At 49.1% G+C, this 12263-nt stretch carries 19 protein-coding genes; 2 read left to right on the top strand and 17 right to left on the bottom strand.

What is annotated here, in order from left to right:
* The first annotated feature begins 57 nt into the window (after positions 1 to 57).
* Positions 58 to 321 (top strand): DUF1883 domain-containing protein, encoded by a 264-nt coding sequence (locus tag AB6T85_RS01085; RefSeq protein ID WP_369894636.1) that lies wholly within the window; start codon positions 58 to 60, stop codon positions 319 to 321.
* On the opposite strand, the gene AB6T85_RS01080 is transcribed toward AB6T85_RS01085, so the two are convergent.
* From AB6T85_RS01080 to AB6T85_RS01060, 5 genes are all read right to left on the bottom strand, one after another.
* On the bottom strand, positions 268 to 480 hold the full coding sequence (locus AB6T85_RS01080; RefSeq protein ID WP_369894635.1) for an Rrf2 family transcriptional regulator: 213 nt from the start codon (positions 478 to 480) through the stop codon (positions 268 to 270). The genes AB6T85_RS01085 and AB6T85_RS01080 overlap by 54 nt on opposite strands.
* Before the next feature lie 14 nt (positions 481 to 494).
* Entirely contained in the window at positions 495 to 848 is a 354-nt protein-coding gene (locus tag AB6T85_RS01075) for a phage tail protein (protein WP_369894634.1), read from the bottom strand.
* 51 nt (positions 849 to 899) lie between these two features.
* Positions 900 to 1646 (bottom strand): hypothetical protein, encoded by a 747-nt coding sequence (locus AB6T85_RS01070; RefSeq protein ID WP_369894633.1) that lies wholly within the window; start codon positions 1644 to 1646, stop codon positions 900 to 902.
* 70 nt (positions 1647 to 1716) lie between these two features.
* A complete protein-coding gene (locus tag AB6T85_RS01065; protein WP_369894632.1) occupies positions 1717 to 2301 on the bottom strand; it encodes a BRO-N domain-containing protein in 585 nt (194 codons plus the stop codon).
* A gap of 73 nt (positions 2302 to 2374) precedes the next feature.
* Positions 2375 to 2548: an Arc family DNA-binding protein gene (locus tag AB6T85_RS01060; RefSeq protein ID WP_369894631.1), complete on the bottom strand. Its 174-nt coding sequence runs from the start codon at positions 2546 to 2548 to the stop codon at positions 2375 to 2377.
* Positions 2549 to 2669: 121 nt separating this feature from the next.
* Here AB6T85_RS01060 and AB6T85_RS01055 point away from each other — a divergent pair, with 121 nt between their 5' ends.
* Complete coding sequence (locus tag AB6T85_RS01055) at positions 2670 to 2969, top strand: Arc family DNA-binding protein (RefSeq protein WP_369894822.1); 300 nt, start codon at positions 2670 to 2672, stop codon at positions 2967 to 2969.
* Positions 2970 to 3003: 34 nt separating this feature from the next.
* Here the strand turns inward: AB6T85_RS01055 and AB6T85_RS01050 are convergent, their stop codons facing one another.
* From AB6T85_RS01050 to AB6T85_RS00995, 12 genes are all read right to left on the bottom strand, one after another.
* Complete coding sequence (locus AB6T85_RS01050) at positions 3004 to 6363, bottom strand: tape measure protein (RefSeq protein ID WP_369894630.1); 3360 nt, start codon at positions 6361 to 6363, stop codon at positions 3004 to 3006.
* A gap of 75 nt (positions 6364 to 6438) precedes the next feature.
* Complete coding sequence (bamE, locus tag AB6T85_RS01045; RefSeq protein WP_369894629.1) at positions 6439 to 6816, bottom strand: outer membrane protein assembly factor BamE domain-containing protein; 378 nt, start codon at positions 6814 to 6816, stop codon at positions 6439 to 6441.
* An 88-nt stretch (positions 6817 to 6904) separates the two neighbouring features.
* Positions 6905 to 7477, bottom strand: coding sequence for a hypothetical protein (locus AB6T85_RS01040; protein ID WP_369894628.1), 573 nt, complete (start codon positions 7475 to 7477; stop codon positions 6905 to 6907).
* Positions 7478 to 7498: 21 nt separating this feature from the next.
* Complete coding sequence (locus tag AB6T85_RS01035; protein ID WP_369894627.1) at positions 7499 to 8419, bottom strand: hypothetical protein; 921 nt, start codon at positions 8417 to 8419, stop codon at positions 7499 to 7501.
* An 85-nt stretch (positions 8420 to 8504) separates the two neighbouring features.
* Positions 8505 to 9176 carry a DUF6246 family protein gene (locus AB6T85_RS01030; RefSeq protein WP_369894626.1) on the bottom strand — a complete coding sequence of 224 codons (672 nt, stop codon included), beginning with the start codon at positions 9174 to 9176 and terminating at the stop codon, positions 8505 to 8507.
* A 59-nt stretch (positions 9177 to 9235) separates the two neighbouring features.
* Positions 9236 to 9979 carry an Ig-like domain-containing protein gene (locus tag AB6T85_RS01025; RefSeq protein WP_369894625.1) on the bottom strand — a complete coding sequence of 248 codons (744 nt, stop codon included), beginning with the start codon at positions 9977 to 9979 and terminating at the stop codon, positions 9236 to 9238.
* A gap of 25 nt (positions 9980 to 10004) precedes the next feature.
* Positions 10005 to 10388 carry a phage tail termination protein gene (locus AB6T85_RS01020; protein ID WP_369894624.1) on the bottom strand — a complete coding sequence of 128 codons (384 nt, stop codon included), beginning with the start codon at positions 10386 to 10388 and terminating at the stop codon, positions 10005 to 10007.
* The gene (locus AB6T85_RS01015) at positions 10385 to 10753 is read right to left on the bottom strand and encodes an HK97 gp10 family phage protein (RefSeq protein WP_369894623.1); all 369 of its coding nucleotides are present in this window, start codon (positions 10751 to 10753) and stop codon (positions 10385 to 10387) included. Before AB6T85_RS01015 ends, AB6T85_RS01020 begins: the two co-directional genes overlap by 4 nt.
* Position 10754: 1 nt before the next feature.
* Positions 10755 to 11102: an uL10 family ribosomal protein gene (locus AB6T85_RS01010; protein WP_369894622.1), complete on the bottom strand. Its 348-nt coding sequence runs from the start codon at positions 11100 to 11102 to the stop codon at positions 10755 to 10757.
* Positions 11103 to 11345 carry a hypothetical protein gene (locus AB6T85_RS01005; RefSeq protein WP_118663647.1) on the bottom strand — a complete coding sequence of 81 codons (243 nt, stop codon included), beginning with the start codon at positions 11343 to 11345 and terminating at the stop codon, positions 11103 to 11105. It abuts the gene before it with no gap.
* Positions 11346 to 11513: 168 nt separating this feature from the next.
* Positions 11514 to 11891 (bottom strand): DUF7370 family protein, encoded by a 378-nt coding sequence (locus AB6T85_RS01000; protein ID WP_316554246.1) that lies wholly within the window; start codon positions 11889 to 11891, stop codon positions 11514 to 11516.
* A gap of 2 nt (positions 11892 to 11893) precedes the next feature.
* Entirely contained in the window at positions 11894 to 12262 is a 369-nt protein-coding gene (locus AB6T85_RS00995; RefSeq protein ID WP_369894621.1) for a hypothetical protein, read from the bottom strand.
* Position 12263 lies beyond the last annotated feature (1 nt).

Raw genomic sequence — 12263 nt, 5'->3', positions numbered from 1 at the left:
GGGCATGGGCGCACACAGCAATGAGGAATGGCTGATTACCTCTCAAAGGAATAATGCATGTCACATATACACAGTAGAGAATACATGGACGGCGGAAGCACTGTCTCCGTTCAGTGTTCTCATCAAATAAATGTGTTGGTTATGGACGATACAAATTACTCCAATTATAAAAGTGGCAGGAGTTGCCGCTATTATGGGGGGTTTTATAAAATGCTACCGGCAAACATAACAGTTCCGAGTACCGGTTACTGGAATGTGGTTTTAGCTTTACCCGCTGGTCACAGGGCTAATATTCGCTACTCCATCAACATCATAGGATAAATCCTTTTGGGCTCTCGCCTGTGTAAGTGATTCTTCAAGGGCGGCAATGATTTGCTGCTGTGTGCCGTCCTTTAAAAAGCTTAGTGATAGGCGGTTTTCCTTTGACAGAGTATCTCGCGCCCATATTTCTGTACCTTTTGCAAAAATAATTACCTTCATTTTTTTCTCCGTGATTATCGTGGCACCTGCTCAAATGTTGCTGTCAGTTCGTACTGACCGCCTGTTTTCTTCATAGACCAGGATCGGCATACAAACAGCGCCTGCGTACCGGTGTCGGAGGATGACCAGTAGAATGACTCCACTGCCATCCTCGATTTTAGGAACGCTTCGGCCTGTTTCGCCGCGTTAGGTCGTACACACTTTGTATCGTCATAGCCGATAAACGTCAGCGAATAACTATCCATCAGCGGATTAATGCCGCGGGCCTGGCGCTGCTCGTAGCCGTCGCCGAGCTTCACGACAGACACGTTTGGCGCACGGCTAACCGTGAAGCCCTTTTGTGGGCTCCATGTGAAAGTTTCTGGCATAGGTACTCCAAATAAAAACCCGCCGTAGCGGGTCGTTATGGGTGTTTCAATTTAGGCAACATCAACACCATGAATTAAATGCTTCAATGCTTTGATGCCCTCTGCGTTATAGCGGAACGCTTCGACCTGCTTATCGGAGTGCCGGGATTTGTCCAAGAAGAACTTTCCATGCTTGTCCGTTTTGAGGTTGTTGGCATTAGCTACGCGACCAATCTTTTGAGAACTAACGCCGATCATTGCGCCAACCTCACCTGCCGTATGGTAGTGCTCTTCAATCGCAGGGAGTGGAACTACTTCAACACCGAGAAGCGGGTTTACCAACGTGGCCACGATAACCTGATTGGCTGCATCACCTAAGCGAGGGAACATGTTCATCAGGTCACGCGCTGATGCGATGTTCTTCTCCAATGCCTGCGCTTTGAGTTGCTCTGCCTTTGCTAAACGATACTCAACGAGTCCACTACCTGATTTATTCTTCTCGATATGCGCCTGCTGCATAGCTTCCAGCTTATCGACCAATGCACGGCGAACAGCCTTAGACTCACGGGCTGCCACGCGAATCGCCTGCTTTATGGTCATTTCTGCAACTTCAATTTCCGCGCCGTTTTTCTGACCTACAAAAATTTTGTAGGTCTCACCGTCAAGTTCATCCTTTATGCGCTCAATGAAGACATTGTTACGCACTGCTTTCTCATCACAGGAAGTGCGGGCTTGATTAACCAGCGACAGCAACTCTTGGGAGTCGATAGTTTTTTCAGTGACAGAGCCAAAGCTATTTGATAAATTAAATCCAGTCATTTAAACCTCGAAGTTTGATTTGACACCTGATAACCGCCAACTCCACATTGGCGGTTTTTCTTTTTGGGCTTCACCGAATCCTTGCCTCTTCGCCTTCCAGCAGTTGCTTCTCCGCACCCTGCTTCACATAACTCATAAAGACTTTTCCATCCTGAAACCGGTCGCACAGGTGTCCCGCCAATGGTGACTCAATGGCGCGCAGCGCTGGCTCAATCTGGCTTTTCCATGCCTCATACATCACCTGATAGTGATGGGCCAGAGCGTCAACGTTATAAGCATGACGCTCACGCTCGCTTGGCACGTTAGCCGCTGGCACATTGACAGCTACTTCGCGATCCAGAATATTTAGCACCCAACGGCGAAACTCTTTTGCTACCGAGGTGCGGGCGAACATTGCGATGAGGTGAGCACCGCGAAGGGAGAAAACGCGCACTTTCTTCCTGTAGTTTCCTGTGGTCACTGATTCAATGACCTGAGTCATCTCATTGCTGAATTCATCAGAGTTCTGGTTAAACAGGTTGGTAATGGACTTGGCATTTTTATACTGCAGTGCATGAGCAATATCCGCTGATGTCAGCCATACATCGTTCAGATTTGCGACTGGTTGAAGTTGAATGCCGTGGAAGTTGAGATCTGATTTAGCTACAATGTTCATGTTAGTTTTCTCGCAAAAGTTGACTGACAAATTAGAGGCCCTGACTGTTAGCGCAGTTGGGGCTTCGTCGTTTTTACTGACCATTCACTCTTTCCTCACGCAGGCTCTTAGCCAGTCGCTGCACGATCGCCGAGTTAATCGAAATGCCATCCATCTCAGCCATGCGGCGGATATCTTCCTTCATGCGCTCCGGTAGGCGCAGATTGAAAACTTCATTTTTACGTCCGGTATAAAGTACATCTTGCATTGTGTCACCCCCCTAATGATGTCAACTTGGTACTAGAACCAATTTACCACTATTTTAGATGGTGTCAAGTAGGTGCTACTATCAACCTATACGTCTTATGACCTACTTTTTTGGTAAAGATATGAGCAATTACCCAAGCCAAGAGATGGATAGATTCAACGTGAGGTTGCCGGCTGGGATGCGTGATGCCATAGCTGAGCGCGCCAAAGCAAACGGCAGGTCAATGAATTCAGAAATAGTACAAATATTACAGGATGCTCTAGATGAAAAAGAGCATCCAAAGGTAGGGCTGACCGCCATTCCGGCCTACACTGATGCTGCTCCTTATAAAGATGAGCAATCTCCAGAATTTATGGCAGCCCTCAATCTTGCTCGAGTTCTGATGGTCGAGGCTGAAGCGCATCTATCAAAGAAAAAGTGAATATCTACTCTCAATGAAAGAATGGATTTATGCTTTACCCTTTGCTTAATAACCCTCTGGGGCGCTGCTGGTCTTTGATGGTATTCAGGCTAACGGTTTTCATCATGGCTGCCATTTTTTGCATGGTGGCGTTGTCAATTCCGCCAGTGGTAGTTATATGAAAATTGACCTCCTGCTGTATCACCGAGCCACCACCAGCAGAGCCTGACAAATCCTTATTGCTGATCACCTTCCCGTTATCTCCGGGGATCATGTACTGCTTGCCGGTGCTGGCCTGGTAAATCTCCGGCATGCCGTTCTCACCAACCTGATACATTGAGCCAGCAGTTACTGGTCCACCATTCTTGCGAGCACCTGCGATAGCCAAGCCGCTTGATGCCGTCAGGGCTGTGCTGTAAGCAGCCGTCCCAACAGTCGAAGCTGAACCGAGTGTTGCAATTGAAGCACTGATTGCAGCTGGTGCCCAAGCCGCCGCAGCCGCTGTAGCTTGCGCTGTAGTTGCAGCAAGCGCCGCGGCGGCGGCTGCCTGACCTACGATCATGTTTTTGACGTACTGAAGCCCCATTTCTACGAGGCCACTGACGACGCTATTCAGTATTGTTGACCCAATATTTGCCAGCGATTCCTGAAGGCTTTGCGTACCGTTGATAAGCCCGGTGATCGCATTCGTCGCCCCACCTTGCAGCGAGTCAATAGCACCACCCAGAAGCTGGTTCGTCTGGTTTTGGTTCTCCCAAATCTTCCATGCTGCATCAATGCGAGCCTGCTCGTACTCAGTATTGGCTGCATTCATCAGCGCCAGACCATTAGCCGTGATAGCACTTTTCTCTGTTTCAAACTCCTGAATCAAAGCCAACTTGCGGGCATTCTCGTTCGCTAATGCCTGAACCGGGTCAATAGCGCCCTGTGCATCCTGAAGGGGAGATATGCCAGCGGAGGTTTCAGCTCTGATTTTAGCGAGGTTTACCTGATGCTCTTGCTCCAGCTTCTCAGAGGTGGCATTGAACTGCTGCTGACTGATTTTTTTCGCTGAGAACGCCGTTTGAAGATCTGCAACATCCTGCTTATAGCTGGCGTTTTCTTTGGCTTCAGGAAGGAGCTTCTCAGCCGCAGCCTGAGCGCGAATGGCATTACCTGTGTCCCACTTTGCAGCAGCGTATTGACCAGCGAGCTTGATATCGCTCTGAGTAGCCGCACTACCAAGCGACTGCTGAGCAGTCAGAATGGCCTGATCGCGACTGAGTTCGCGTGTAGAGTCACCGGCCAGCTCAGATTGCTGCTTAAGGTTTGCCAGTTTTTGAGCAATATTCTCAGCCTGAGTTGCTGCTTTTTTCCCTTCTGCGATACCAGCCTTGGTTTCTTTATTACGGGCTATCTCCGCCTGTTGCAGATCATACTGAGCGCCTGCCAGTTGTCCTGCAGCATTTACCTGATTCTGATTGCCACCCTTATCGGCTGCCTCCATTCTTGCTTTGGTTACTGCCCGCAATCGCTTATCAGTAATAGCGAGCAAGGTATTTTCATCAGCCAGGTCTTTGTTATAGGCATCAGCTTTGTCACTGCGCGGCAACTGCAGACTGGTGGAGTTAAATTTATCTTTCGCCTTGCTCGCAAAATCTAAAGCGTTACCAAATTGATTCATCAGCCCAGCAGCCACACCAGCCTGATCGCTATCCCTTTTCAGCAGGTCTATTCCCTGTGCCAGGGTGCCATTAAGTTGCGCACGCATTAGCCCTGTCTTGCTCACTGTCTGGCTGAGCTTGCCTTCTGCAGAGTCAACTTTTCCGGCCTGAATCGCTATGTCTCGCTGCACCTGCTGATAATCCTCAGCAACAGCGGCGGCACCGCGAATACTTGCGGCCTGCTCAATAAACGTTTTTTTCTCTTCAAGCGCAGATAATTCGCCGCGCAGTCCTGTGATGGCATCTTTCTGATCAATAATCGATTGCTCAGCTTTGGCAATTTCTGCTCCCAATTGCGTCTGGCTCATCTCCTTCATTTTGGAAATAACGCCATCCAGCTTGTCGGCAAAATCAATGCTTTCCTGCTTTGCCTGCTGAGCCTTTTGGTAGAAATAGAATATTGCTGCCCCAGCCAGCATCGCGGCACCTGCCGGACCACCGACAAGTGCCAGTGCGCCACGTAGTGTGGCCATCCCTGTAGAGGCGGCGCTTGAAGCTGCAGCCGCTCTGGTTGTTGCAGCGGCCTGAGCTAATTCAGCCTCGGCTAGTGAAAGCGAAGCCAGGCGAGATGCTGACTTCTTAGCAGTCAGGTTATCGAGCGCCAAACCTTCTGCCGAACTTCCTCTCGCAACGTTATATTCTGCCTGGGCCAAATTCATAGCCGAAATTGCAGCTTCCTTGTCTGCAAAAGATCGCCGGGTGGTGGCTGCCGCCGAAGACAGCGCCGCCTGTGCCGCCTGATTTTCTGCAATGGTCTGTTGTCTTGACGCGGCCACAGCACTTATTTTTGCTGCCGTAGCCATCGTCAGAGCACCAACAAATCGGCTTCCCATAATACCGGCCAGAACAGTAACAACGCCGGAAACCGCGTTCAGGTTTTCACTGAGGGAAATAACGCCGCTGTTAAACACATTAATCGTCGATTGTACGCTTGAGCTTTCTCCGACGAATTTAGTGATGTTGTTAGTGGCAACCGTAAACGCCTGACCCATAGTCAACGCTGTATTACTGAACTCTTTCGCAATGGCATCACTTTGTTTCAGCAGCCCGTTAACCACAACCTCTGTGGTTAACTTACCTTGGGCAGCCATCCCGCGAAGCTGTCCAATAGTCACGCCAAGTGAATCAGCCAGCGCAACGGCTAGCCTGCTACCGTTTTCTGAGATGGAGTTGAACTCTTCACCACGCAGGACGCCTGACGCCAGTGCCTGAGAAAGCTGCGTCATGGTCGAGCTGGCTTCCTCCGTTGTTGCCCCGGATACTGCAAGTCCTTTGTTGATCGTCGTAGTAAGCTTTATCAAATCAGCAGTGCTTGTTCCTGCCGCTCTTGTAGAACGCTCAAGCCTGCCGTAAAGGGTTGCAGTCGCCTCAAGGCTGGAACGGGTGTCCTGGGATATATCAAAGACGCGCTGTGTTACATCAGCCAGTTGTTCAGTTGCGCGTAATGAGTTGGCAAGCTTATTGTTGACCGTTACCCATGCATTACCATACTCAGCAACCTGAGTTACTGAGATTGCGGCAGATAACGCTACGGCTACCCGGCTAAGTGAAGAAAATGATTTTTCAGCGCTATCGACAGCCTTGCCGGTCCTTTCAAATCCACTTTCCATTTTATCGAGGCGATCGTTAACCTGACGTTGACCATCAAGCAGCCGCGCCACGTTCATTTCTACCTCATAAACAAGGCTTCCAACCTGATTATCGCTCGCCATTCACTTTTCTCCAGGCATAAAAAAACCCCGCCGGAGCGAGGTTATTAAATTCATGCTATCTCTAATTTTGATAGCTTACTTTTTCGCAGCATCTGCATATGCTTGAGCTGTTTTTTGGGTTGACTCCATAATGTCATCTGTCAAAGTTTGCTGGCCCCATTTGGTAACTTTTCCACTAACAAACGTGACAGTTAGCCGGTCGGTTGCCATCTGTTCGTTATCAACGATAGCGTAGCCATATGCAATTTTATTCCAATATATCCAACGCTCTCTTTCTTGATTAACATCTGTTCTACGCGGCGCGCCCATTATCTGCATGACGTCAGATTTTGACATGCCTAATGCAAGCTGAAGTGATCTTTGATTGTAATCAACAGGGTCGACCTTAGGCATACAACCTGTAACCACCGCTGATGAAAACCCAATCAATAACGCAAATAATGCTTTCTTCATATCCTTATCCCCAAACGTAAATGATGGGGTTAATCCTAGCATGGTGTGGCAGCAAGGTGATGTAAAAGCACACGCCATCCTAGAACGCCTAATCATTAGGCTGGTGTATCCTTACAGAAAGGTAGTAAAGACCCAGCAATGTGGTTGTAGTTAAATTGAAAAGCACAAAAGAATAACAAAACAGAAAAATCACCTTTAAAGTTGGCAATGCATAATTCACTGGAATACCGGTGATGAAGTCAACGGCTGGTTTAGTAAACAGTGAGGCAAGAACGCCGCAAGCAAAGACGACAAAGCTTACTAAGGCCAAATATCCGAATAAGAAGCACAGAAATCTACGTCTGGCTAGAGGTACATTAATCAAGTTTCCTCTATACATTTCTTTAATAACAGGCGGTGTACCTGCCATCTTTTCATCAATAGTGGCACTAGAAAAAGTAGAAATTGCCGCTAGAGCCGCAATATAAAATCCGATCAAAACCTGCAATAAACCATTAACCTGTGGAACTAAACCACTTTTGCCCAACAAGCTGAAAGGCACTTCTAGTAAGGCGTAGATTAGGGTCAACACCGTTGCGCCAGCGAGTGGATACCAGAGGTCATACCGCCTCTTTTCATCATGCCTGATACTCAAATACCTGAGTGGTGCAAGCAACTTCATTACTTACTCCTTAGCAAGATCCTAAAGCATCCTTTTCATTCTAGCTTCCATATCCCCATGGATTGATGGCTCACACTGTTTAATCCCATCAGGAAGGATGATTTTTTCCATTTTCGTGAACAATTTTGTAGCAGCATCTTCTCTGACATCTAGGTCGACGCTGGTCTGTTTTCCATCTTTTGAATAGCTGATTACTAACTTGTTGTAACCTTCTCTTACTGCTCTACCGCGAAGTGAAGCTAGAAGTCTCTTCCTGCCAGTAACACCCGGCTGTTTAACTATTTTTAGCTTTATGGCCTTCTCAACCATGTCAGTATATGGGTTTTTATCCATGCTTTCTTGTTTTGACGTGCTAACTAACCGTACTCCTTGCAACCTTGACCCAAGCAAACTCTCTTCTAAGGTTTCAGAGGCATGTGAAAACAAGTCCAGAACTGGCCTTAGTTTATAGACGCTACCGCTTAAGGGGCTAGTAAACTCTTCATTATAATAGGATTTCCTAAAAATATAATTTAAGAAAGGCTCTATTGAACTCTTAGTAATTCCTGGCACGCACTCTACCAAAGCCTTGTAATGATCGGCTGAATTATGAGTAGGATTGCAGCTGATCAAGAAGTGAGCCGATACGGCAATGCCTTCACCTGCTAGCTTTGGCTCTTCCCTTAATGCTCCACTATTAAGATCACCGAAAACAGGGTCAGCCATTCTTGTGTCGCACAATTGGACGAGCAATGTGACACAATTGTCTGCTTGATTAAAATTCATATCAGATATGCGCATTGCTCTTGTGTCATTGTTAGACATTTTGAATGCATTACCTTGATTATAAAGCGATTGCATCTTTTGCACGACGTCAGCGAAAGGTAAAAAAGGAGCTTCATCGTGGCTAGGTTTAACTTTGAACTCGTAAAAAGAAACCCAACGTTCTAATGTGGAAAGCACAATAATTTCTCTATATAAAATATTATTATGCTATTTAATATCCAGTAATTAATTTTATCAATCTGATCAAAAAATCAGTGTAAATTTAAACAGTACTTATTTTTCTCGATTTTTTAGCAAGGTAGGCATCTGCAACCGCATCGTATTCCTCACGCGTGAAGCCCTTCTGATCCGGATATTTGGCTGCCAGCAGCATCTGAAACTCGGTCATTGTTAGCTGCTCAGCGTCGGTGCGGCTCATGTTGAAGTGGTTACGGGCGGCGCTGATATAGTCGAAAGCACGGAACTCCGTAGTAGACTGGCCACTTTCGTGACGCTGTAGCTGGCGCACCTTTGCTTTGCCGATAATGCCGTGGGTTATGAGCGACTGAGCGATCAGCACCATGTCACCAGGAGGCATCGCCCCTTTGCGATAAACGAATGCCCACCGCCCAGAACGTCCCGGGATAATCTCGCCGGTCAACGACGCCGGGTCACGTTCGCAGCAGGCTGTTAGCACTGAAATGGCGGCCATCATGGCTGGCTTGGCTACCTGCTTGCGATTCACATAATCCATCAGCCAGGACGGTATCTTGCCGTATGCCGCCAGAGCACGCTGAAGAAGCGGTGTGACCTCATCGTTATGCAGATCATAAAATGCCTTAACTATCTCGTCCGGCTCTCCAATACGCGACATAGCTTCAAATGAAGGCCGGAAAAAGTAATCATTTTCGCCGTGGCTTATCAGGCATTCGCCGATCTCTTTCTGTGGTGTCATAAGTTAATCCGATAACAGACATTTTCGGGGCCATCCGAGGAGAGCCCCTGAAATGACAATTAAGCAGCAGTGACCGTAACCGCCGTGGTGCCAATGTATGCACCGTCGTTCGTGGTAAACGTCACATTAGTTGAACCAGCAGCCACGCCCGTGACCAGGCCGGTAGAGCTCACAGTCGCTTTGCTCGCGTCCGAAGTTTTCCATGTGCCTGATTTATCCGTTGCGTCAGCCGGTGCCACAGCTGCCGTTAACTGGCGGGTCGCACCGACTGCGATAGATGAGGTGGCCGGAGTCACGGTTACGCCAGTAGCTGGCACCGTGTCATCGGTATCCACAACCTGAATAGTGTCAGCTGCCGCCACTTTGAACTCAGTGGAGAACGTGATGATGTCGTTAGTTCCGCCGTCCGAGCTAAGTGCGTTGATCAGCATGTAGCCAGTGAACGTGACCGGGCCGAACTCCATGCGCACCCACAATGTAGGCTGGCGGGCTGCTTGAATTTCGGTGTTGAAATACTTAATCAGGCGACCAACACCGTACTGGTCGAGCTTGTCATTCCGGCGAACCTCACCTTCAAACGAGATAGTGAAATCGGCATTGGTCACGATGTTTTCGACATAACCTTTAGTGTCGTCGGCGTCAGACGTGACGCTATTAGGTGAGAAGTCGAAACCTTTACTTGTTCCGGCTGCCAGAGCTTTCCACTCTGATTCCTGCGGGACGGTGTCGGCGCAGCCATCGGCAACTTCAAGCACGATCGCGCGACCGAACAACTTGGAGTTGTCGGTTTGGCAAATTGCCATAGTTCATTCCTCTTTGGATTTTCGGCTATTCGCCGTATTTGATTGCAAACTGAAGCCGGTAAACCAGGCGGCCTTCGGCGGTTAGTACGGGAGCGGGTATCCCGCCGAAGTTTTCGATGTAGCCGATACAGTCATTGGGTAGCGGATTATCCTGGATGCGCTGAATAATGGCCTGAACCGCACTATCTGCCGCGCCGTTGCTGCCTTTTGAGCCTATCACGTCAACCATCACGTAATACTCAGCACCCAGCTCATTCCGTATGTTTGAGCCGCCGTTTGGCCGGAATACGATAAACGCTTCTGACAGGTCGCCGCTGTCGTTCCAGACCAGTAGTTGAGTTGTGAGTCCACCCGTTAAGCCAGCATCAACAAAGTAATTGCGTAGCCTGACATGCATAGGAGGGTTCAAATGCCCATCTCCTTCTTGATAGTCCTGTCGATAAGCTCGCGAGTATCTTCAAAGCCTTTCGTAAGGAATTCCTTTTGGGCGGTTGCTCGTCGGAATGTTTGTGGAACATTTGGATCGTGAACATACACCGCATAATTAGCCGAGTAGCCTACGCGCCCGGTAAGCTTTGTCCCGTTGAGATTAAGCGATCGATACTGGCTGTTGATGAGCGTGGAGGTGTCGATGGGTGTATAAAGCGCAGCCTGGGAAGAACCGATAATTAAAGCGCTCTGAATGGCCCTGACTGCCTTTCTGCCCTGAATGTCGCCAATCAGTGCGTTGAGGTTCTGCTGAGCCTGGCGGATGCCGTGGACCTTTACTCCCATATCAGCCCCCCGTCAGAATTGCATAATCATCAACCAGCCGCTCAAAGGTGTCTGCATAGCGAATTGCCTGCATAACCTCATCAGCGCCCGCGGCGATTGGGTCTGGATTGCTCGAAGCACCAATCAGGATGTAATCACCGGTATCTGCCAGTGCGTACTCCGTCCATATGGTGTTCTTTACAACCTTCTCACCGCCAATAGCTCCTAACCGCTTACTCAGTCCACCCTGATAGTCGCAAGCAATCACCAGCGGTTCAGACCAGCCAAGAGAATCGCCGTACTCATCCAGCCCCAAAGGCTTCCAGATGGTCGCCTGTGCGGTATAGCTCCATGAAGCAAGGCTAGACATTCATCCTCCGTTAGGGCTGCTTACCCGCTCAATCTCAAACCATTCAATGCTCAGCGCATTTACCTGCTGGCCATTACCAACGGGAACGAACAGCCCGATGGTGTCGCTCATTTCAAGCCTGAGATAGCGATCAATCACGAGAGGTGAAACTACGGTCTCACTGAAAACTTTGGTTTCGCCATCAACTCGATAGACCACCTGAACGTTTAAGGCGCTTACCAGTGAATTAACAACCTGAGCCATGTCACTCCCTCCAACTGATTACAGTGGGCTTTTCAGCAGCGATGCGAGGGCAGTTAATCCGCCACTCGCCAGCCTCATTAAGGTATCCGGTAGCCTGAGCGCCGGTATCTGTTTTAATCCACACCCGGCTGAATGCCCTGGGTAACCTTTCCGATACGGGAATCCACATCAGCAGCCTCCCACAACGTCAAAGAACCCAACGCTGCTGCCTACATCAATCGGTAGTGCTGACGTACAGCCAGACGTATCCAGCGCGGCGAGAGTGTTGCGCATAGTCTTCACATCACCGCTGTAATCGAATGACCGGGACGCCCCTGAAGGCGCCGACTGTGATTTGATGCGCTGGCTGTATGCGGTGATTGCCATCAACGTCACGGCGTACACCTGAATCAGCATCAGATCGCATTCATCGTAGCCAGCCGCCTCCAGGCACATGCTGATACTGCCTAACTTGCACAGGTAGGCATCAATCATGAAGTCCGGGACGGAGTAACCCAGCGCAGATAACTGCTGTTTAACCTGCGCCGCCGTTATCTGCACTGCCATGGTTACTTATCCTTTTTGATTGCGGCCGCCAGCGCTGCTTCGGCTTCGTCAGCACGCTTGGTTTCTGCTTCCAGAGCGGCTGCGTGCTCTTTATCTTTGCTCGAAGCGTCATCCTGCAGTTTTTTGACCTGTTCCAGCGCGTCATCGAGTTTCGATTGCAGCACCGATGTATCAGTGCTTACAGGTGCAGACGGAGTTGCCACTTCAAAGGTAAGCTTCTCGCCTTTCTTCTCGCTGGTTTTCTCCGCCTTGCCGCTGGCGATCCACTTTTCAGCAACCGAATCATCCACGTCATAAACCTGACCAGCCTCCAGTTTCTGGAAGCCGGCACCGGCAAAGAGGTTTGCTGCTAATACCTTTACGAGTGCCATG

Origin of the sequence: Erwinia aeris (genome assembly GCF_041224955.1) — a bacterium.
Classification (GTDB): domain Bacteria; phylum Pseudomonadota; class Gammaproteobacteria; order Enterobacterales; family Enterobacteriaceae; genus Erwinia; species Erwinia aeris.
The sequence above is the reverse complement of the archived record's forward strand: the minus strand, read 5'-3'. Positions and strand labels throughout refer to the sequence as shown.

What these genes read in the sequence shown, in the direction of transcription:
- AB6T85_RS01060 (WP_369894631.1), bottom strand. Translation starts at nt 2,548, where the DNA reads ATGCAAGATGTACTTTATACCGGACGTAAAAATGAAGTTTTCAATCTG.
- AB6T85_RS01050 (WP_369894630.1), bottom strand. Translation starts at nt 6,363, where the DNA reads ATGGCGAGCGATAATCAGGTTGGAAGCCTTGTTTATGAGGTAGAAATG.
- AB6T85_RS01065 (WP_369894632.1), bottom strand. Translation starts at nt 2,301, where the DNA reads ATGAACATTGTAGCTAAATCAGATCTCAACTTCCACGGCATTCAACTT.
- AB6T85_RS01080 (WP_369894635.1), bottom strand. Translation starts at nt 480, where the DNA reads ATGAAGGTAATTATTTTTGCAAAAGGTACAGAAATATGGGCGCGAGAT.
- AB6T85_RS01015 (WP_369894623.1), bottom strand. Translation starts at nt 10,753, where the DNA reads ATGGGAGTAAAGGTCCACGGCATCCGCCAGGCTCAGCAGAACCTCAAC.
- AB6T85_RS01000 (WP_316554246.1), bottom strand. Translation starts at nt 11,891, where the DNA reads ATGGCAGTGCAGATAACGGCGGCGCAGGTTAAACAGCAGTTATCTGCG.
- AB6T85_RS01030 (WP_369894626.1), bottom strand. Translation starts at nt 9,176, where the DNA reads ATGACACCACAGAAAGAGATCGGCGAATGCCTGATAAGCCACGGCGAA.
- AB6T85_RS01005 (WP_118663647.1), bottom strand. Translation starts at nt 11,345, where the DNA reads ATGGCTCAGGTTGTTAATTCACTGGTAAGCGCCTTAAACGTTCAGGTG.
- bamE (WP_369894629.1), bottom strand. Translation starts at nt 6,816, where the DNA reads ATGAAGAAAGCATTATTTGCGTTATTGATTGGGTTTTCATCAGCGGTG.
- AB6T85_RS01040 (WP_369894628.1), bottom strand. Translation starts at nt 7,477, where the DNA reads ATGAAGTTGCTTGCACCACTCAGGTATTTGAGTATCAGGCATGATGAA.
- AB6T85_RS01085 (WP_369894636.1), top strand. Translation starts at nt 58, where the DNA reads ATGTCACATATACACAGTAGAGAATACATGGACGGCGGAAGCACTGTC.
- AB6T85_RS00995 (WP_369894621.1), bottom strand. Translation starts at nt 12,262, where the DNA reads ATGGCACTCGTAAAGGTATTAGCAGCAAACCTCTTTGCCGGTGCCGGC.
- AB6T85_RS01070 (WP_369894633.1), bottom strand. Translation starts at nt 1,646, where the DNA reads ATGACTGGATTTAATTTATCAAATAGCTTTGGCTCTGTCACTGAAAAA.
- AB6T85_RS01075 (WP_369894634.1), bottom strand. Translation starts at nt 848, where the DNA reads ATGCCAGAAACTTTCACATGGAGCCCACAAAAGGGCTTCACGGTTAGC.
- AB6T85_RS01025 (WP_369894625.1), bottom strand. Translation starts at nt 9,979, where the DNA reads ATGGCAATTTGCCAAACCGACAACTCCAAGTTGTTCGGTCGCGCGATC.
- AB6T85_RS01055 (WP_369894822.1), top strand. Translation starts at nt 2,670, where the DNA reads ATGAGCAATTACCCAAGCCAAGAGATGGATAGATTCAACGTGAGGTTG.
- AB6T85_RS01010 (WP_369894622.1), bottom strand. Translation starts at nt 11,102, where the DNA reads ATGTCTAGCCTTGCTTCATGGAGCTATACCGCACAGGCGACCATCTGG.